General features: G+C 53.1%; 15 protein-coding genes. 14 read left to right on the top strand and 1 reads right to left on the bottom strand.

Annotated features, from left to right (window positions below):
* From VF260_08675 to VF260_08700, 6 genes are all read left to right on the top strand, one after another.
* Window positions 1–87, top strand: an 87-nt coding sequence (locus VF260_08675; protein ID HEX7057250.1) for an acetylglutamate kinase, incomplete at its 5' end; no start/stop codon positions are given.
* A 19-nt stretch (window positions 88–106) separates the two neighbouring features.
* Window positions 107–1321 carry an acetylornithine transaminase gene (locus VF260_08680; GenBank protein ID HEX7057251.1) on the top strand — a complete coding sequence of 405 codons (1215 nt, stop codon included), beginning with the start codon at window positions 107–109 and terminating at the stop codon, window positions 1319–1321.
* 31 nt (window positions 1322–1352) lie between these two features.
* A complete protein-coding gene (gene argF / locus VF260_08685; GenBank protein HEX7057252.1) occupies window positions 1353–2309 on the top strand; it encodes an ornithine carbamoyltransferase in 957 nt (318 codons plus the stop codon).
* 28 nt (window positions 2310–2337) lie between these two features.
* Window positions 2338–3573 (top strand): argininosuccinate synthase, encoded by a 1236-nt coding sequence (locus VF260_08690; protein HEX7057253.1) that lies wholly within the window; start codon window positions 2338–2340, stop codon window positions 3571–3573.
* A gap of 88 nt (window positions 3574–3661) precedes the next feature.
* Window positions 3662–5077, top strand: coding sequence for an argininosuccinate lyase (argH, locus tag VF260_08695; GenBank protein ID HEX7057254.1), 1416 nt, complete (start codon window positions 3662–3664; stop codon window positions 5075–5077).
* Window positions 5078–5266: 189 nt separating this feature from the next.
* Window positions 5267–5938, top strand: coding sequence for a hypothetical protein (locus VF260_08700; protein HEX7057255.1), 672 nt, complete (start codon window positions 5267–5269; stop codon window positions 5936–5938).
* 249 nt (window positions 5939–6187) lie between these two features.
* Here VF260_08700 and VF260_08705 read toward each other — a convergent pair whose 3' ends face one another.
* Window positions 6188–6943: an EcsC family protein gene (locus VF260_08705; protein HEX7057256.1), complete on the bottom strand. Its 756-nt coding sequence runs from the start codon at window positions 6941–6943 to the stop codon at window positions 6188–6190.
* 1153 nt (window positions 6944–8096) lie between these two features.
* On the opposite strand from VF260_08705, the gene ftsE reads away from it, so the two are divergent.
* The 8 genes from ftsE (at window position 8097) to VF260_08745 (ending at window position 19296) form a co-directional block, all read left to right on the top strand.
* A complete protein-coding gene (ftsE, locus tag VF260_08710) occupies window positions 8097–8783 on the top strand; it encodes a cell division ATP-binding protein FtsE (protein HEX7057257.1) in 687 nt (228 codons plus the stop codon).
* Complete coding sequence (ftsX, locus tag VF260_08715; protein HEX7057258.1) at window positions 8773–9675, top strand: permease-like cell division protein FtsX; 903 nt, start codon at window positions 8773–8775, stop codon at window positions 9673–9675. Before ftsE ends, ftsX begins: the two co-directional genes overlap by 11 nt.
* A 36-nt stretch (window positions 9676–9711) precedes the next feature.
* Complete coding sequence (locus VF260_08720) at window positions 9712–10884, top strand: peptidoglycan DD-metalloendopeptidase family protein (protein HEX7057259.1); 1173 nt, start codon at window positions 9712–9714, stop codon at window positions 10882–10884.
* 109 nt (window positions 10885–10993) lie between these two features.
* Window positions 10994–12562 (top strand): S41 family peptidase, encoded by a 1569-nt coding sequence (locus VF260_08725; GenBank protein HEX7057260.1) that lies wholly within the window; start codon window positions 10994–10996, stop codon window positions 12560–12562.
* 48 nt (window positions 12563–12610) lie between these two features.
* Window positions 12611–13873: a PDZ domain-containing protein gene (locus VF260_08730; GenBank protein HEX7057261.1), complete on the top strand. Its 1263-nt coding sequence runs from the start codon at window positions 12611–12613 to the stop codon at window positions 13871–13873.
* Window positions 13874–14010: 137 nt separating this feature from the next.
* Complete coding sequence (uvrB, locus tag VF260_08735; protein HEX7057262.1) at window positions 14011–16008, top strand: excinuclease ABC subunit UvrB; 1998 nt, start codon at window positions 14011–14013, stop codon at window positions 16006–16008.
* A 28-nt stretch (window positions 16009–16036) separates the two neighbouring features.
* Window positions 16037–18928 (top strand): excinuclease ABC subunit UvrA, encoded by a 2892-nt coding sequence (gene uvrA / locus VF260_08740; protein HEX7057263.1) that lies wholly within the window; start codon window positions 16037–16039, stop codon window positions 18926–18928.
* A gap of 128 nt (window positions 18929–19056) precedes the next feature.
* Entirely contained in the window at window positions 19057–19296 is a 240-nt protein-coding gene (locus tag VF260_08745) for a hypothetical protein (GenBank protein ID HEX7057264.1), read from the top strand.
* Window positions 19297–19309 lie beyond the last annotated feature (13 nt).

The following is a 19309-nucleotide window of genomic DNA, read 5'->3' on the forward strand; positions in this document are numbered from 1 at the left end:
GTTATCGTAAACGGCTCCGAGCCGCAAGTGCTTGGCCGCGTACTGGCGGGAGAACCGCTCGGTACCCGCATCGTTAAATCGTTGTAAGCAAATGGAGGGATATTGGATGAGCGATTATCCGGAAGGGAGAAAATCCGCGAAGAGCGCGCTGTTTCCCACCTATGCCAGATTCCCGATAGCTCTGGTTAAAGGCGAAGGCAGCAGGCTGTGGGACGATCAAGGCAAATCATATTTGGATTTTATGAGCGGCATCGCCGTAACCAATCTCGGCCATGTGCCGGCTGCCGTCAAAGCGGCATTAACGGAGCAGCTTGACAAACTGTGGCATGTTTCCAATTTGTTCGCGATTCCGAACCAGGAGCGGCTGGCGCAGCTGCTGACCGAAAACAGTTGCGCGGACGCGGTGTTTTTTTGCAACAGCGGCGCGGAAGCCAATGAAGCCGCCATCAAACTGGCCCGGCGCTATAATCGGAACATTTTGCATAAAGACCGTTATGAAGTCATTACTTTCCGCCAGTCGTTTCACGGGCGGACGCTCGCCACGTTGACCGCCACGGGTCAAGATAAAGTGAAGGACGGTTTTGCCCCGCTGCCGGAAGGTTTCGTCCACGCGACATTTAACGATGCGGCGGGCTTGGAAGCTAGGATCAACGACCGCACCTGTGCCATCATGTTGGAGATGGTGCAGGGCGAAGGCGGAATTCGCCCGGCGGACCCCGATTTCGTCAAGGAAGTGGTGCGCTTGTGCGCAAAACATGATCTGCTCCTGATCGTTGACGAAATTCAAACCGGCATGGGACGCACAGGCAAGTTGTTTGCATATCAGCATTATGGGATTGAACCGGATATTTTCACGCTGGCAAAAGGCATCGGCAGCGGCTTTCCGATGGGAGCGATGCTCGGCAAAGAAAAATTGCGGGAAGCGTTCGCGGCCGGCAGCCACGGCTCGACCTTCGGCGGCACGCCGCTCGCCACGGCAGCCGGGATTGCGACGATCGAAACGATGCTGGCGGAACGTTTGCCTGAGCGTGCGGAACGGTTGGGGAAATTGGCGCAGGCGTTTTTCGCTAAGGAATTGGCCGGAAATCCGTTTGTCAAGCAGGTCCGCGGCCTTGGGCTGTTGATCGGCATTGAATGCGCCGAGCCGGTGGCGAATGTGCTTGCGACTTTGCGCGAACGCGGCTTGCTGGCCGTATCGGCAGGGCCGAATGTGCTCAGATTGCTGCCCAGTCTAACGATTCCCGAGGAAGATTTCCAGCGCGGTTTGTCGCTTGTTTGCGGCGTTTTGGCGGAAAAAGGCGCCGCGATGGCGAAACCGTAATCATTTTATCGTCAGGAAGGGAGATGATCGCGTGAGTTTGCTCTTGGATCAAGATTTGGCGGCCGGATTGAAAGGCCGGGACTTTTTATCTTTGATTGACTATACGCCGGCGGAGTTGAAATATTTGCTGGCGTTAGGCATCGAGTTGAAGCGGAAACTGAAAGCGGGGGAAGTTTACCACCCGTTGAGCGGAAAGACGTTGGGCATGATTTTTGAGAAATCATCGACCCGCACGCGGATTTCCTTTGAAGTCGGCATGTACCAGCTGGGCGGGCAGGCGTTGTTTTTAAGCCGCAACGACTTGCAAATCGGGCGGGGCGAGACTATTCTCGACACGGCGCAAACGATGTCCCGTTATCTGGACGGCATCATGATTCGCACGTTCGCGCACCGCACTGTCGTTGATTTGGCAAGAGCAGCCACAGTCCCTGTCATTAACGGGCTGACCGATTTCAACCACCCATGCCAGGCGCTGGCCGATTACATGACGATTTACGAACACAAGGGCAAACTGGAAGGGCTGAAACTTGCTTACGTCGGAGACGGCAACAACATGGTCCACTCGCTCATGATGGGCGCGGCCAAACTCGGCCTGCACATCGCCGTCGCGTCGCCGGAAGGATATGATCCCGATCCCGAGGTCATCAGGATGAGTAAAGAATACGCCGCGCAAACGGGCGGTTCGGTGCATCTTTGCCGCGATCCCAGGGAAGCGGCGCAAGGCGCGGACGTGCTGTATACCGACGTATGGGCCAGCATGGGCTTTGAGAGCGAACAGGAGGCGCGCCGAATCGCCTTCAAAAATTACCAGATCAACGCGCAGGTGGCTGGATATGCCAAGCCGGACTATGTGTTTATGCACTGTTTGCCGGCGCACCGCGGCGAAGAAGTGAGCGAAGAAATTATCGACGGAGATCACTCGATCATTTTTGACGAGGCGGAAAACCGTCTGCATGCGCAAAAAGCGATTATGAGCGCGATCATGTAACGGTTGCGAAAGGAGCGGGATGAAGAAAATGGCGAAAGAAAAAATTGTGCTGGCTTATTCCGGCGGTCTGGATACTTCGGTTATTCTGGCTTGGCTAAAGGAAACGTACGACGCGGAAATCATTACGTTCACCGCGGATATTGGGCAAAAAGACGAACTGGACGGTTTGGAGGTAAAGGCGCTGCGCACCGGCGCGACGAAAGCGTATATTGATGATCTGCGCGACGAATTCGCCAAAGATTTTATTTTTCCGCTGTTTCAGGCGGGGGCGCTATACGAAGGGCAATATTTGCTGGGCACCAGCATCGCCCGCCCGCTCATCGCCAAGCGGATGGTGGAAATCGCCTTGCGCGAAGGAGCAACGGCAATCGCCCACGGCGCTACCGGAAAAGGCAACGACCAGGTTCGTTTTGAATTGGCCGCCGCAGCGCTTGCCCCGGGCATCAAGGTGATAGCGCCTTGGCGGGATGAGCGCTTCCGCGAACGGTTCCCCGGGCGCGCCGAAATGATCGCCTATGCCGAAGCGCATGGCATCCGCGTCGCCGCGACCGCCGCCAAACCGTATTCGACGGACCGCAACCTGTTGCATATCAGCTTTGAAAGCGGCATGCTCGAAGACCCGTGGTTTGACGCCAGCGCCGAAGCGAACAAGGACATGTATGTGCTGACGGTTTCGCCGGAAGACGCGCCGGATGAGGCGGAATATGTGGAACTGGAATTTGTCCGGGGCAATTGCGTAGCGGTTAACGGCGAGAAATTGTCGCCTTTGGGCGTGATGGAAAAACTGAACGAACTGGGCGGCAAGCACGGCATCGGCCGCGTCGACATGGTGGAAAACCGGTTCGTCGGCATGAAGAGCCGGGGCGTTTACGAGACTCCGGGAGGCACGATTTTGTTCACCGCGCACCGCAAAATGGAGTCGCTCACAATGGACCGCGAAGTCATGCATCTGCGCGATTCGCTGATTCCCCGGTATAGTGCGCTTGTGTACAACGGCTTTTGGTTTGCGCCGGAACGGCTGGCGCTGCAAGCGCTCGTTAGCGAAAGCCAGAAAAACGTTACCGGAACCGTGCGGCTGAAATTGTACAAAGGCAACGTGATCGGCGCCGGCGTGAAAAGCCCGGTCAGCTTGTACAACCCGAACATCGCCACGATGGAAGCCGATCCGTCGCAAGCATACGACCAGTCGGATGCCACCGGCTTTATTCATCTCCATGCGCTGCGCCTGAAGGCGCAAACCGCGGTCAAGCAGTCGAACGATTAAACGGGCTTGGCATGTTTTTAGCGTCAATGCGAAAGTTCGCGTCGCCATAACATGCTTGTTCAGAGGGCGTTGAAGGGAGTTAAACCAGGTGTCAAAACTGTGGGGCGGACGTTTTACCAAGAAAACGGATCAGTTGGTGGAAGCATACACGGCTTCCATCCTGTTTGATAAAGAATTGGCGGAAGAAGACATCGCGGGCAGTTTGGCGCATGTTGCGATGCTGGGCAAATGCGGCATTCTCCCCGAAGAAGATGTGGAAAAAATCAAAGACGGCCTGCACAAAGTGATGGCGAAAATCCGCCACGGCGAAATGGAGTATTCCATAGCCGACGAAGACATCCATATGAACATTGAAAAAACGCTGATCGACGAAATCGGTCCGGTCGGCGGCAAACTGCACACCGCGCGCAGCCGCAACGATCAGGTGGCGACGGATATGCACTTGTATTTGCGCAGCCGTGTCGTGGAGCTGGTCGATTTGCTGGCGAAGCTGCAAGAGTCGCTGTTGGAACAAGCCAAAGCGAATACGGAGACCATTTTGCCGGGCTATACGCATTTGCAGCGGGCACAGCCGATTTTGTTCGCGCATCATTTGCTCGCTTATACGAGCATGTTCCAGCGCGATATCGAGCGCCTGCAGGACAGCTACAAACGCGTGGATGCGCTGCCGCTCGGAGCGGGAGCGTTGGCCGGCACGACGTTTCCGATCGACCGCCACTTTGTCGCGGAACAACTCGGATTTGCGCGGATTTACGACAACAGCCTGGACGCGGTCAGCGATCGCGACTTTATCGTAGAATTTTTGGCGAACGCGTCGCTCATCATGATGCATTTGTCGCGGTTGTGCGAAGAATTGGTGATGTGGTCCAGCACCGAGTTCGGGTTCATCGAGTTGGACGATGCGTTTTGCACGGGCAGCAGCATTATGCCGCAGAAGAAAAATCCCGACGTGGCCGAGCTTGTGCGGGGCAAAACGGGCCGCGTTTACGGCCATTTGGTCGGCATGCTGACAGTGCTCAAAGCGCTGCCGCTCGCCTACAACAAGGACATGCAGGAAGACAAGGAAGGCATGCTTGACACGGTGAAGACGCTGCAGGGCGCGCTGCAGCTGATGGCGCCGATGATTGCGACCATGAAGGTGCAGCGTACGCGGATGCGCCAGGCGGTGAACAGCGACTTTTCCAACGCGACGGATATTGCCGACTACCTGGCGGCGAAGGGCATGCCGTTCCGCCAGGCGCACGAAGTGATCGGCAAGCTGGTGCTGTATTGCATCGAAAGCGGCAGGGTGCTGCTGGATTTGTCGCTGGATGAATATACGAAATTCTCCCCGCTGTTCGCGGACGATATATACGAGGTGCTTCAGCCGGAGCATGTGGTGAACGCCCGCGACGTATACGGCGGCACCGCAGCCGGGCAGGTGCAGAGCGCGATCGCCCGCGTGGAAGCGGCGATCGGTGTGACGCAGCAATGGGTCGACCAACATTTGCAAAAAGTTAGATAAACGTAAATATTGTGATATGCGGGCCGACTGGCCTTTTTGACCGGCTGCTTTTTGAATTATCAATTCGTTTTTGTGCCGGCCTTTTCCGCAAATGATGCGGCATCACATGAACACGCGACGAAGAACGTCCTGTTTCCGTTTTAACGAATGGATCAGGGCGTTTTTATATTTTTTTAGGAGTTGATTAATATGGATTATGCCAAGGCACATGCCGAATTTATCGGGCGCCACGCCGCGAACAGAACCGGTGAGCGCCGCAACCGGCTGGAACGGGGGCACAGTCATGCGGAACAATTATTTCTTAAAAATGTTTGGTGGCCATTGCGCGGGGATTTTCAGGATTTGCACCCGGAATACGAGGTGCTGGATTGGCGGGGAAGATCTTACTTTGCCGATCTGGCCTGGTTGCCGGGTCATGTCAAACTGTTAATCGAAATCAAGGGGTATTCGTCGCACGTGCGGGATATGGATCGGCAGAAATTTTGCAACGAGTTGAACCGTGAGACTTTTCTGTATGCGATGGGTTACCATGTGATCTCCTTCGCCTATGACGATGTAGAGCAACGTCCGGAATTGTGCATTTCCTTGCTCAGGATGGCGCTAAGCAGGCACCAGCCCGAAGCCAGGCCGGTTTCCCTTTCGCGGCTAGCCGAAAAAGAATTGGCATTATTGGCGATTCAACTTGCCCGTCCCATTCGGCCAATGGATGTTAAGCGACATTTTCAGATCGATCATCGGACAGCCGTCAGGATGTTGCGGAAATTGTGTGAAAAAGGTTGGCTGAAGCCGTCGCCGCGCGGAAAAGGAGAAAGGGTTGTAAGATACGAGTTGGTCCCCAATGTGGTGGAATATTTAAACTAGAATGGCCTTCAATGAAACTACGAATTAGTTGGATTTTGTCCAACTAATTCGTAGTGAAAAGGCGATGTGAATGCAATTAGTTGGATTTTGTCCAACTAAATTTGTGTCAAGATGAAGGAAATCAATAAATTTGCCCAAATTAGTTGGATGAAATCCATTTAATGCAAGAAGTCTGAACAAACATAAGAAAATAGTTGGATGAAATCCAACTAATGCGCGGGTGAACCTTCAGGTGCCGCCAACCCAACATCATTCCGCCGGCGCACGCTGCCGCAATATGCGCATGCGGTAGCAGTTCATCGCCGTTTCCCCAAGGTCTTCGACCAGATTGTAGTTGGCCCACGCGCCTACGGCCGCGCCGATGCCCGGGACAAGCTGGAGCATCTTGCGAAAATCGATGGCGTCGCGGTATTCCTGCTGAAAATCGCGCCAATTGATCTCGTCGTAAAACGCTTGGCCGGACGGCAAGCCATCCGCCGTTTCCTGCCAATGTTCAATGCGTTCCAATACTTTTAGCCGGTGCTCGTAACCGGAAAAAGCAAGCTGAAACACATACAACAAAAACACTCTTTCCCGCGCATCGTCCGCCCGGAATCCGTAATGCCCCGCCAATTCGAACAGCATCTTCATCTTGATCGCGAGCAGCGCCGGAAAATCGGCAAGGCCAAGCAAAAGGCCGCCCGCCCCGGTTCCCGCTCCTTCCGCCGAGGCTACCCGTTTGTAACGGGAAATAACCGCCTTGGCATGCGCATCTTTTTCTTCGAGTGTCTTTCCGCCTGCAATCGGGTTGCCCGGCAGAAACTTTGCGGTAAACAACGAAGCGTGCACCATGCCTTTCACGCCGGTAGTGAGAATCTGCTGAATCCGCTCGGGAATGACGCGATTTGTCCAGTGGTTGAGCAGCTTCGCTGAACGCTCCAGTATCCCCGGACGCTGCAGCAGGCGTTTCCGCCACGCTTGCAATTCTGCCGCGACCATTCGTTCATAGGCGCCGCTGTTTCCCAAACTTATGCACCTCCAACTAAACGACTACCGGCTAAAGCCGGTAAGTTCATATATTGGCGACTGAAAGTCGCCTATCCAGGCTAAAACCTACTGAAAGACCTTTGGCTGAAGCCAACAGAACGTTTCCAACGGAAACTCGGTCTGTTTGCTGGCTTGCAGCCTTTAAAGCTTGCCGGCTTGCAGCCTTTAACCCAACTTGCAACCTTTAGCGGTCGTAGGAGAGCTTATTTTGCGCAAATTGCCGGCTTTTCAATTCTAACGGTCGTGGGTGAGCCTATTCAGGTATTTTTCCTGATATTCGGGCATCGGAACGACAATTAGCGTCCACTGCGACCGTTACAATTTATTATCAGCCATTTTTCGGCAAATAGCGTCCGCTGCGTCCGTTAGCGTTGGGCGGGGAGAAGAGCCCCCGTTTTGCGTTGCGGGGAGACGATCCTACCCGATTTAGCGGCGTGAGGGAGGTAATCACCCCGTTTTAGCATTGCGCAGAGATGCAGTCCACCCGTTTTGGCATTGTACAAGGATACGGTCTCTCCGTTTTGGGTTGCGCAGGGAGGCGGTCATCCAGTTTTAGCGTAGTGCAGTTAGGTTTAACGTTTACAAAGTGCAAGCGCTGGAAGCCGACCGCCTAAAGGCGGTGGATTTAGACCTTGCGCATGGAACTAAAACTTTCCGACCATCTCCGCATATCCACCTCTAACATATTTCTACGCGAAACTACTTCACAGGAAGCAGGAAGCAAAACTATGGCTCTTCGCAACTGAGTTGGCAATGCTGCAAAACGCAACTGCTGTGTTGTCCGCGGGTGAAAGATTGCCGCCGTGCGACCGGCTGGGCAAAACGCAGAATACGAATGCCTACCGGGTGGGCAAAACGCATAACACAACCCATTCTTTCCCGTTACGCGCCAATGCCTATTTTCTTGATGAGCCCAAAATTTTCATGACAAAACCCGCGGGATTGTCTGGCTATCCGCTCTATAATCCGTGCTATAATGAGAATAGTTGCGAAATTGCGGACTTCCTACAAGGATTTCGGCAATACATGTCGAATAAATAAAGTCTGAGTATGCAGGCATAATGTCAACTTGGAGCAGAAAAACGGTAATTTTCGCCAAAGGACGTGAGCCAGTGACAGGAGAAGTGATAGTGTGATCGAAATGCAGGATGTTTGGAAAACGTATCCTGACGGCACTCATGCGTTGCGCGGCATCAACGTGAAAGTTGACCGCAATGAATTCGTATACATTGTAGGCCCATCCGGGGCGGGAAAATCAACGTTTATGAAATTGATTTATCGGGAAGAAAAGCAGACAAAAGGGCATCTGTTTGTAAACGGTTTTAATCTGGACAAGATGCGGCAACGCAAAATACCGTTTTTGCGCCGCAACATCGGGGTCATTTTTCAGGACTATCGGCTGTTGCCCAAATTGACGGCCTATGAAAATATCGCGTTTGCCATGGAAGTCATCGAAGCCCCGAAACGGATTATCAAAAGAAGAACGATGGAAGTAATGGAACTCGTTCACTTAAAAGATAAAGCCAACTCCTATCCGGCGCAACTCTCCGGCGGCGAGCAGCAGCGCATTGCCATTGCCCGCGCCATTGTCAACAATCCGGCTGTTATTATCGCGGACGAACCGACGGGCAACCTCGACCCCGATACGTCATGGGGCATTATGAAACTGCTGGAAGAAATCAACCTGCGCGGAACCACCATCGTGATGGCGACGCATAACAAGGAAATTGTCAACAGCACGCGGCGACGCGTCCTGGCCATTGAAAAAGGCATGATCGTAAGAGACGAACAGCGGGGTGAATACGGCTATGAGGATTAGCACATTGACCCGGCATGTTCGTGAAGGGGTAAAAAGTGTTGTCAGAAACGGCTGGATGACGTTTGCCTCAGCCGGCGCCATCGCGATCTCGTTGTTGATCCTGGGCATATTCGTGATGCTTGCGCTGAATGTAAACCATTTGGCCGCACAAGTGGAGAAAGAAGTCGAGATTCGCGTGTTCCTGGATGTCGATGTTCCGCAAGACGTCGTTCTTTCCTTGCAAAATGAAATCGGCTTGATCCCGGAAGTCAGCAAAGTTACGTTTGTGCCGAAAGAAGAAGGTTTCAAAATCTTTCAAAAAACGCTGGGCAAAAATGGCCAAAAACTTTTGGAAGGTTTCGATGAAAAGAACAACAACCCGTTGCCGGACGCATTCACCGTTGAAGTGTCCGAACCGCGCGATGTCGGGAAAGTCGCCGGGCAGATTGAGGCATTGAATCAAGGCAAGGAAACACAGCCGATCATGAAAGTCGACTACGGAAAAGACACGGTCGAAAATTTGTTTTACTATACGCGCCTAATTCGCAACATTGGCATCGTTTTTGTTATTTTGCTGGCGTTTACCGCCATGTTTTTGATTGCGAATACGATCAAATTGACTATTTTCACAAGGCGCAAAGAAATCGCCATCATGAAAATGGTAGGCGCTACCAACCACTTTATTCGCTGGCCTTTTTTCATTGAAGGCGCAATTCTGGGGCTAATCGGATCGGTTGTTCCGACCGTGATTTTGTTTGTCATTTATTCGCAATTGGAAGAAAAGGCGCTATTGTTTCGCTTGTTGCCGTTGAAAGAAATCGCCCCGAACCTGTCGCTGTTGTTAATCGGAATCGGTTTGGTTCTTGGCATCTGGGGCAGCGTGCTGTCGGTCCGCAAATATTTGAAAGTATAATAGCATTCCCGCGAAAGCCTGGAGGAGGAGATGTTATTGAAACGAAGGTTGCAAATTCTCATTCCGTTGATCATATTGTTTTCCCTCGTCGTACTGCCGCTCCAAAACGCCGCCGCTTCAAGGCTTGAAGAAATCGATCAGCAGTTACGAGAGTTGGAGAAACAAAAGCAGGAAGCCGCGTGGTCGCAACAACAAACAAACAACGAACTTTCCAAAGTGCTGCAAGACAAAAAACAGGCGCAACAGGCGTATAAAAATATTATTCAACTTATGGACCAGGTTTTTGCCGATATGCAAAAATATCAGGCGCAGATCGACAAAACCAACGAGGAATTGCACAAAACCGCGAAGGAGCTTGACGAAGCCGATAAGCGCGTAGCCGAACGGGACAAGCTGTTGCGGGAAAAAATCAGACTCATGTATACGACCGGACCTGTGAAATATATTGATGTGCTGATGAACGCTACAAGTTTTGCCGATTTTCTCGACCGGTTGAATTTTCTCACAGCAATCGTAAGCGAAGATGAATCCATCCTGCAGGCGAACAAGCGCGACCGCGATTTAATCGCCCAGAAAGAAAAGAAAATGCAAAGCGACTTGGCGACATTAAATGAATTATATGATAAAAAAGCAAAGATTAACCAGCAGCTCATGGTTAAAGAGAAGGAAAAGGAAGTGGTGATTGCCAGCCTGCAGGATCAACAGGAAGACCTGGAAGAAATCTCGGCGGAGCAGGAACGGCAAATCATCCAATTGGCGGCAAAGGTGTCCAAATTGAATGCGGAAAAGGAACGGTTGTTTACACCGAGCGGCAAGCTGTCTTATCCGCTTCCCGAGTGGCACCCCGTTACGTCGGGTTTCGGCAGCCGGGTTGACCCGATCACGGGCAAAAGGGGAGCTTTTCATAACGGCTATGACCTCGGCGCGCCATCCGGCACCGATATTTTGGCGGCGGCGGACGGCCAGGTGATTGTGGCGCAGTGGTACGGAAGCTTCGGCAATTGCGTCATCATCGACCACGGCAACGGTTTATGGACGTTATACGGACATATGAGCAAAATTATCGCGAAAAAAAATCAAGTGGTGAAACGCGGCCAGAAAATCGGCGAAGTTGGCCATACCGGCAGGGCGACTGGAAATCATCTGCATTTTACGGTATATTTGAACGAGCAGGCGGTGGATCCAAGCAAGTACGTGAATTTTCGTTAAAGATCCGGCTCTGGAGCATGAAAGCCGCGCAACGGATATAATCTTGCGCGGCTTGTCATATGATACAGGGAATGCGGTGTCGCGCGAATGATGAAACGGGTGTGAGTATATGGTTTTTAAAGGGCGGACAGTGCTTGCGTTTGTCATTTTGGCGATTTTGGCCAGCAGCGTTGTTACGGTCTTGCTTCTTGATTCAGGAAGCGGATTTACTTCGTTGCTCGGCAACCGGGGGCAATGGGGCGGCTATGCGGACTCTCCTTTGCCGTCGCATGCCGCGAAAAACGGGCCGGCGGACGATGGACTGTCGGAGGCGGAGCTCAAAAAAATCGATACGGCGTACCGGTTGATTGCCGAAAAATACTATCTCCCGGTCGATCGGGAAAAAGTCGTGGACGGCGCCATCCACGGCATGTTGTCGGCGTTGGACGATCCGTATTCCGCCTATATGAACAAGGAAGAGGCCAAACGATACGAAGAAAACGTCGATGCCTATTTTACGGGCATAGGCGCCGAGGTTATGTTGGAGAACGGCAACGTGACGGTCGTCTCGCCCATTAAAGGCTCGCCGGCGGAAAAGGCCGGCATCCAGGCCAAGGATGTGATTATCTCCGTCAACGGGGAAAAACTCGAAGGATTAAAGTTGAGCGATGCGGTGGCGAAAATCCGCGGTCCGAAAGGCACCCAGGCAAAGTTGGAAATCATGAGGCCAGGCCGTACCGATCGGATCGAGGTGATCGTCGTACGCGACGAGATTGATATCGAAACCGTGTTCGCCCAAATGCTGCCCGGAGGCTACGGCGACATTGTCATCAGCCAATTTTCCGGCAATACGGTCGAACGTTTTCAGGAAGAATTGGACAACCTGGAGAAAAAAGGCATGGAAGGCCTGATCATCGACGTGCGCAACAATCCCGGCGGCTATTTGCTGGGAGTGCTGGAAATTATCGAACCGCTTGTTCCGAAAGGGAAGACGCTCGTGCAAGTGGAAGACGCGAGCGGTGACATCAAGAAGACGGTATCGAAAGGCGAAGGGAAAAATTATCCGATCGTCGTACTGACCAATGAAGGCTCGGCCAGCGCGTCGGAGATTTTGGCCGGGGCGCTCAGCCAATCGGCGGGCGCCACATTGGTCGGCGAAAAGACGTTCGGCAAAGGCACGGTGCAGACGACATATACGAAGGAATTTCAAGACGGCAGCGAATTGAAGCTGACGATTGCGAAATGGCTTACGCCGGATGGAACGTGGGTGCACGGGAAAGGCATCGCGCCGGATATTGCGGTAAGCCAGCCGGATTACTTTAAAGCGACGCCGATTGACCGCTCAACCGCGATCAAACGGGATCAGAACGGGGACGCCGTGAAAAATCTCCAACTGATTCTTTCCGGGGTAGGTTTTGATCCGGGGAGAAAAGACGGCTATTTCGACGAAAAAACCGAAGCGGCCGTGAAGAAGTTTCAGCAGAAACTCGGTTTGCCGGCTGACGGAGTGGTCGATGAGAAGACGGCGGACGCGCTGGAACAGGCGATCATCAAAGTCGTGCGCGATCCGAAAAACGACCGGCAACTGCAAAAGGCCATTGAAACGCTGCAACGGGAAACGAGCGGCCAACCGGTGTCTTTTACTGGAATTTCAACGTTCGTGCAGGATTTCAAATTGAAATTGTCGAATGTAGGATGAGTGGTTGACGCAATCAACCTCTCATTTTTTATGGAAGGATACGATGATATGATTGACGGCAGCCGTTTGGTCGCGGAAAGCCTGAATGTGCTTGCGCAATTATTCGGACAACCTTTCTTGTATATAGGTATTGTCATCGTTTTTCTGCAGTTTAGGCGGCAAGTGAAACTGGAGCGCAAATTGTTTCATGCCCGCCTGCATGCGCCTGCTGCGCAAACATGGCAAAGCATAGGCTGCGGTTGCCTTGCCGGTCTGTTCGCTTCGCTTTTCCTGGCGGCAGCCGGCTTTTCCATGCCATGGCAAGCGACTGCGCTTTTGTGGGCTATTTCCGTTTTGCTGCTTATGGTTCGCGTCCGCTTTTTGAATATGGTGTATGCGGCGGGCATCATCGGCATTTGGACTGCGGCTGTTGATACGTTCCCGTCGTTGCGCGAGACGGAAATGTTAAGCCCACTGGTCGATCCGTTCATCGATTTTCGCTTTGCTTCGCTTTTGCTATTGGTAGGATTGCTGCAGGTCATCGCCGGCGTAATGATGCGGCTTCGCGGCGCCATGCACGCGGTGCCGGTCTTTTTGGACGGAAAACGGGGCAAAACGATCGGTGCTTACCATCTGCATCAATGGTGGCCGGTGCCCGTATTGCTGTTTGTACCCGCAAAGTCCGCCTCGTTCGTTCATGCCATCAGCGAGGGCAGCTTTTTTTGGCAGGGAGATTGGAGCGTCGCGGCATTCCCGCTTCTGTTCGGTTTTTGCAATGTCGCCGTATCCGTGCTGCCAAAGCAAAAAGTGCGAAAGAACGCTAATTTTCTGCTTGTTTTTGGCATTGTGCTCATGTTGTTGGCGGTGGCGGCCGATCTGATTCCGCCGCTCGTCGCCTACGTTTCCGCGGCGGCCATCCTCATCCTGGAAATTGCCAATGGGCTGAGCTTCCGCAAGGAATTGCAGGGCAGCCCGGTGTTTGTTCACGATAAGCAGGGCTTGCGGGTGTTGGCCGTGCTGCCTGGCAGTCCCGCCGCCGAGATGGGCGTCGTAGCCGGCGAAATCATTCGCAAGGTAAACGGCAAAGAGGTGTTGACGAAAGAAGAATTGCATGTGGCGCTGCAGATCAACCCGGCTTTTTGCAAGCTGGAGATCATCAATCTCGACGGCCACAGCAAATTCGCCGGAAAAGCGATTTTTGCCGGCGACCATCATCAATTGGGCATCCTGCTTGCTCCGGATGATGACGCGGCGTTTACCACGAAGACGCACAATGTCGGCGCGTTTCGCTATTTAAGCGCGGGTTTGAAACAAACGCGGCGCGAAGTTTAATTTTTCATAACGGGTCTATGATGGATAAGAGCGTCTCTTTTTTGCGCGTTTGCATATGGTAAGTAAAAAAGTTATAATTTTACGGGAACAGACATTCTCATGTAAAAAAGTAATGCTGGAAGTGCGGGTGAACGGAAATGGTGGAGCAAGCAACCGCGCAGATACCTTTTCAGCTTGTGTCGGAATACGCGCCGCAGGGCGACCAGCCGCAAGCGATCGCCAAACTGGTGGAAGGCGTCCGCAACGGCAAAAAATTTCAGACGCTGCTTGGCGCTACCGGAACGGGCAAAACGTATACCGTGGCGCAAACGATCGCCGGCCTGAACAGGCCGACGCTTGTTATCGCCCATAACAAGACATTGGCGGCGCAACTTTATAGCGAATTTAAAGAATTTTTTCCGCACAATGCGGTGGAATATTTCGTCAGTTATTACGATTATTATCAACCGGAAGCTTATGTGCCTGCAACGGACACATATATCGAAAAAGACTCCAGCGTCAACGATGAGATCGACAAATTGCGCCACTCGGCGACCAGTTCGCTGTTTGAACGGCGCGACGTGATTATCGTGGCGAGCGTTTCCTGCATTTACGGTTTGGGCTCTCCCGACGAATACCGGGATCTTGTCCTGTCGCTGCGCGTCGGCATGGAACGCCCGCGCAATTCCATTTTGCGCAAACTGGTCGATATTCAATACCAACGCAACGATATCAATTTCACGCGCGGCACGTTTCGGGTGCGCGGCGATGTGGTGGAGATTTTTCCGGCGTCGCACGGCGAGCGGGCGATTCGCGTGGAAATGTTCGGCGATGAAATTGAACGCATTACCGAAATCGATGTGTTGACCGGAGAAATTTTGGGCGAACGCGAACATTGCGCCATTTTTCCGGCTTCGCACTTTGTGACCCGCGAAGAGAAGATGAAGATCGCCATGAACAACATCGAGCGCGAACTGGAAGAACGGCTTGCCGAACTGCGGGGGCAAGGCAAACTGCTCGAGGCGCAGCGCCTGGAACAGCGCACGCGCTACGATTTGGAGATGATGGCGGAGATGGGCTTTTGCTCCGGCATCGAAAACTATTCCGGGCCGCTGACGTTTCGCGAGCGCGGTTCAACCCCGTACACGCTGCTTGATTATTTTCCCGACGATTTCCTGATCGTCGTGGACGAGTCCCATGTAACGCTGCCGCAGCTGCGCGGCATGTACAATGGCGACCGGGCCCGCAAAGAAGTGCTTGTGGAGCATGGCTTCCGGTTGCCGTCGGCGTTGGACAACCGCCCCTTGCGTTTTGAAGAATTCGAACAGAAGATCAACCAGATCATTTTTATTTCAGCTACGCCCGGGCCGTATGAATTGGAACATTGTCCGGAAATGGTGGAGCAGATCATCCGGCCGACGGGATTGCTGGATCCGATCGTGCATGTCCGCCCCACTAAGGGACAAATCGACGATCTGATTCATGAAATCCGCGAACGCATCGACAAAGACGAGCGCGTATTGGTTACAACCCTGACAAAGAAAATGGCCGAGGACTTAACGGACTATTTGAAGGAAATCGGCATCAAGGTCAACTATTTGCATTCCGATATCAAAACACTGGAACGCATGGAAATTTTGCGCGACTTGCGCCTTGGCAACCACCACGTTTTGGTGGGCATCAACTTGCTGCGGGAAGGGCTTGATTTGCCGGAAGTGTCCCTGGTGGCGATATTGGATGCGGATAAGGAAGGGTTTTTGCGCTCGGAACGTTCGCTTATCCAAACAATCGGGCGGGCGGCGCGAAACGTTGACGGCACGGTGATCATGTATGCCGATACGGTGACCGAATCGATGGATCGCGCGATTAAAGAGACGGAGCGCAGACGCCGGATACAGCAGGCTTACAACGCCAAGCATCATATAACGCCGCAGACGGTGCACAAGAAAGTGCGCGATTTGATCGAAGCGACAAAAGCCGCGGAGCAGAAAGCCGATTATCTGCCGGGCAAACAAGCGGCGAAGATGTCGAAGCGGGACCGGCTTACGCTGATCGAACGGTTGGAAAAGGAAATGAAGAACGCGGCCAGAGAGCTTCAGTTTGAACGCGCGGCCGAACTCCGCGACGCCATACTGGAGCTGAAAGCGGAAATGTAGGCGCCGCTTGGAAAGGAACGATCGCATAATGGCAAGAGACAATATCGTGATAAAAGGCGCGCGCGCGCATAATCTGAAAAATATCGATGTCACCATACCGCGCGACCAATTTGTCGTGTTGACCGGATTAAGCGGTTCCGGCAAATCTTCGCTGGCGTTTGACACGATCTATGCCGAGGGGCAAAGGCGCTATGTGGAGTCGTTGTCCGCATACGCCCGGCAATTTCTCGGACAGATGGACAAGCCGGATGTAGACTCCATCGAAGGCTTGTCTCCGGCAATATCGATCGATCAGAAAACGACCAGCCGCAATCCGCGTTCCACGGTCGGCACGGTGACGGAGATTTACGACTACTTACGGCTTCTGTTTGCCCGCGTCGGCAAGCCGCATTGCCCGATCCACGGTGTGGAAATTACCTCGCAAACCGTCGAGCAGATGGTTGACAGAATCATGGAGTATCCGGAACGCACGAAACTGCAAATTCTGGCGCCGGTGGTTTCCGGCCGCAAGGGCGAACATGCCAAGCTGCTTGCCGATATTCAGAAGCAGGGCTATGTGCGCGTCCGCGTCAACGGTGAAATTCGCGAATTGTCCGAGTCGATTGAACTGGAAAAAAACAAAAAGCACGCCATCGAAGTGGTGGTCGATCGGATTGTGGTGAAGCCGGATGTGCAGTCGCGGCTGGCCGATTCTCTGGAAACCGCGCTCAAGTTGGGCGGCGGACAAGTGCTGGTCGACATCATAGGCAAGGAGGAATTGTTGTTCAGTTCCAACTTCGCTTGCCCGGAATGCGGGTTCAGCATCGATGAACTGGCGCCGCGGATGTTTTCGTTCAACAGCCCGTACGGCGCTTGTCCGGAGTGCGACGGGCTTGGCAATAAAATGCTGGTCGATCCCGATTTGCTTGTTCCCGACAAGGACAAGACCATTGCGCAGGGCGCGTTTGAAGCATGGGCCGGCAGCACTTCCAATTATTACCCGCAAATGATGGAAGCCGCCTGCAAACATTTCGGCATTCCGACGGACGTGCCGGTTAAATCGTTGAGCAAAGAGCAAATCAACAAGCTGCTCTACGGAACGGGCGCGGATAAAATCCGTTTTCGCTACGAAAGCGACTTCGGGCGCATACGGGAAGTAACCGTGCCGTTTGAAGGCATTGTCGGAAATCTGGAACGGCGCTATCGGGACACGGCTTCGGACAGCATCCGCGAATTCATCGAGGGGTACATGAGCGCAAAGCCTTGCCAAAAATGCCACGGGCACAGGCTGCGCCCGGAAAGCCTCGCCGTTACGTTGAACGGAAAAAATATCGCCTATGTGACCGACTTGTCCGTCGGCGATGCGTACGCCTTTTTCGAGTCACTGCAACTGAACGAGCGGGATATGGCAATTGCCCATCTGATTTTGAAAGAAATAAAAGCAAGGCTGGGATTTCTCGTCAATGTCGGGCTTGACTATTTAACGCTAAGCCGGTCGGCCGGCACGTTATCCGGCGGAGAAGCGCAGCGCATTCGCCTCGCGACGCAAATCGGTTCCAGCCTGATGGGCGTGCTGTATATTCTGGACGAACCGAGCATTGGGCTGCATCAACGCGATAACCAACGGCTGATCCGAACGCTGGAGCAGATGCGCGATCTGGGCAATACGTTGATCGTCGTCGAACATGACGAAGACACGATGCTGGCCGCCGATTATATTATCGACATCGGCCCCGGCGCCGGTATGCACGGCGGTACCGTTGTCGCCCAGGGCACGCCGCGGGAAATTATGGACAACCCCAATTCGCTGACCGGACAATATTTGAGCGGCCGGAAATTTATCCCGATCATGCCGGAGCGGCGCAAACCGAATGGAAAATGGCTCGAAATCAGGGGCGCCAAAGAAAACAACCTGAAAAATCTCAATGTCAAAATTCCGCTTGGCGTGTTTACTTGCGTGACCGGCGTTTCCGGTTCGGGCAAAAGCACGCTGGTCAATGAAATTTTGTATAAATCGTTGGCGCGCGATTTGAACAAGGCGCGGGTGCGGCCCGGCGCGCATAAGGAAATCAAAGGCCTCGAGCATCTGGAAAAAGTGGTCAACATCGATCAATCGCCGATCGGCAGAACGCCGAGATCCAATCCGGCCACATACACGGGCGTATTTGACGATATTCGCGATGTGTTTTCCGCTGTGCCGGAGGCGAAAATTCGCGGCTACCAAAAAGGCCGGTTCAGTTTCAACGTAAAAGGCGGCCGGTGCGAAGCGTGCCACGGAGACGGCATCATCAAGATCGAGATGCATTTTCTGCCCGATGTGTACGTCCCGTGCGAAGTGTGCAAAGGGAAACGTTACAACCGCGAGACGCTGGAAATTCGCTACAAAGGGAAAAATATCGCCGATGTGCTGGAAATGACGATTGAGGACGGCTGCGAATTTTTCAAAAATATCCCGCGCATCCACCGCAAATTGCAGACGCTGTTGGATGTGGGCCTGGGCTATATGCGGCTCGGCCAACCGGCGACGACGCTGTCCGGCGGAGAGGCGCAGCGCGTCAAATTGGCTGCGGAATTGTATCGGCGCAGCACGGGAAAAACAATGTACATTCTGGACGAACCGACGACGGGATTGCATATCGACGACATCGACCGGTTGTTGAAAGTGTTGCATCGGCTGGTGGATTCAGGCGAAACGGTTCTGGTGATCGAGCACAATCTGGATGTGATCAAGACGGCGGATTACATGATCGACCTGGGTCCGGAAGGCGGCAGCAGGGGCGGGAAGATCATTGCGCACGGGACGCCGGAAGAAATTACGAAAGTTGCCGCATCGTATACCGGCCAATTTTTGCGGCCCATTCTGGAGCGCGACCGCAAACGCTCCGATGATTTGCTTGCGCGCCTGCGCAGCAGTGAAGCCGCCGTCGCCGCGGCGGATTAAGATTTTTTGTGAAAAATCGCGAATCGTACTTGCACTCTGTGTGCGGGAAGATTAACATATATACTTAGGCAAGATGTAACATAAACTAAAAATAACGCTCTTGTTTAACAAGCAAAGGAGGTCGCGCAATGTTCTTGTCGGCTGGAGCAGCTGCCGCATCGCAAGTTACCCATACGTTTGATGCGTTTGTGATTATCTTTACCATCCTGATTGCGATTGGCTTGTACCGTTTGGCAAAGTCGCCTTATAAAACGAAATTTTCGCTTGGATTCGCATCGGTTTGCATGCTGGTCTTTGTTTTCCTTGACGTGCTGATGGTGCTGGATTGGTTCGGACAACTGCAGGCATTCCAGGAATTTTTGTTTTAATCTTTTACGAAAA

This window comes from Bacilli bacterium (assembly GCA_036381315.1).
Taxonomy (GTDB): domain Bacteria; phylum Bacillota; class Bacilli; order Paenibacillales; family KCTC-25726; genus DASVDB01.

Coding starts and splice junctions, on each gene's coding strand:
- VF260_08680 (HEX7057251.1), top strand. CDS start 107: ATGAGCGATTATCCGGAAGGGAGAAAATCCGCGAAGAGCGCGCTGTTT.
- VF260_08690 (HEX7057253.1), top strand. CDS start 2,338: ATGGCGAAAGAAAAAATTGTGCTGGCTTATTCCGGCGGTCTGGATACT.
- VF260_08700 (HEX7057255.1), top strand. CDS start 5,267: ATGGATTATGCCAAGGCACATGCCGAATTTATCGGGCGCCACGCCGCG.
- ftsX (HEX7057258.1), top strand. CDS start 8,773: ATGAGGATTAGCACATTGACCCGGCATGTTCGTGAAGGGGTAAAAAGT.
- VF260_08725 (HEX7057260.1), top strand. CDS start 10,994: ATGGTTTTTAAAGGGCGGACAGTGCTTGCGTTTGTCATTTTGGCGATT.
- VF260_08730 (HEX7057261.1), top strand. CDS start 12,611: ATGATTGACGGCAGCCGTTTGGTCGCGGAAAGCCTGAATGTGCTTGCG.
- uvrB (HEX7057262.1), top strand. CDS start 14,011: ATGGTGGAGCAAGCAACCGCGCAGATACCTTTTCAGCTTGTGTCGGAA.
- uvrA (HEX7057263.1), top strand. CDS start 16,037: ATGGCAAGAGACAATATCGTGATAAAAGGCGCGCGCGCGCATAATCTG.
- VF260_08745 (HEX7057264.1), top strand. CDS start 19,057: ATGTTCTTGTCGGCTGGAGCAGCTGCCGCATCGCAAGTTACCCATACG.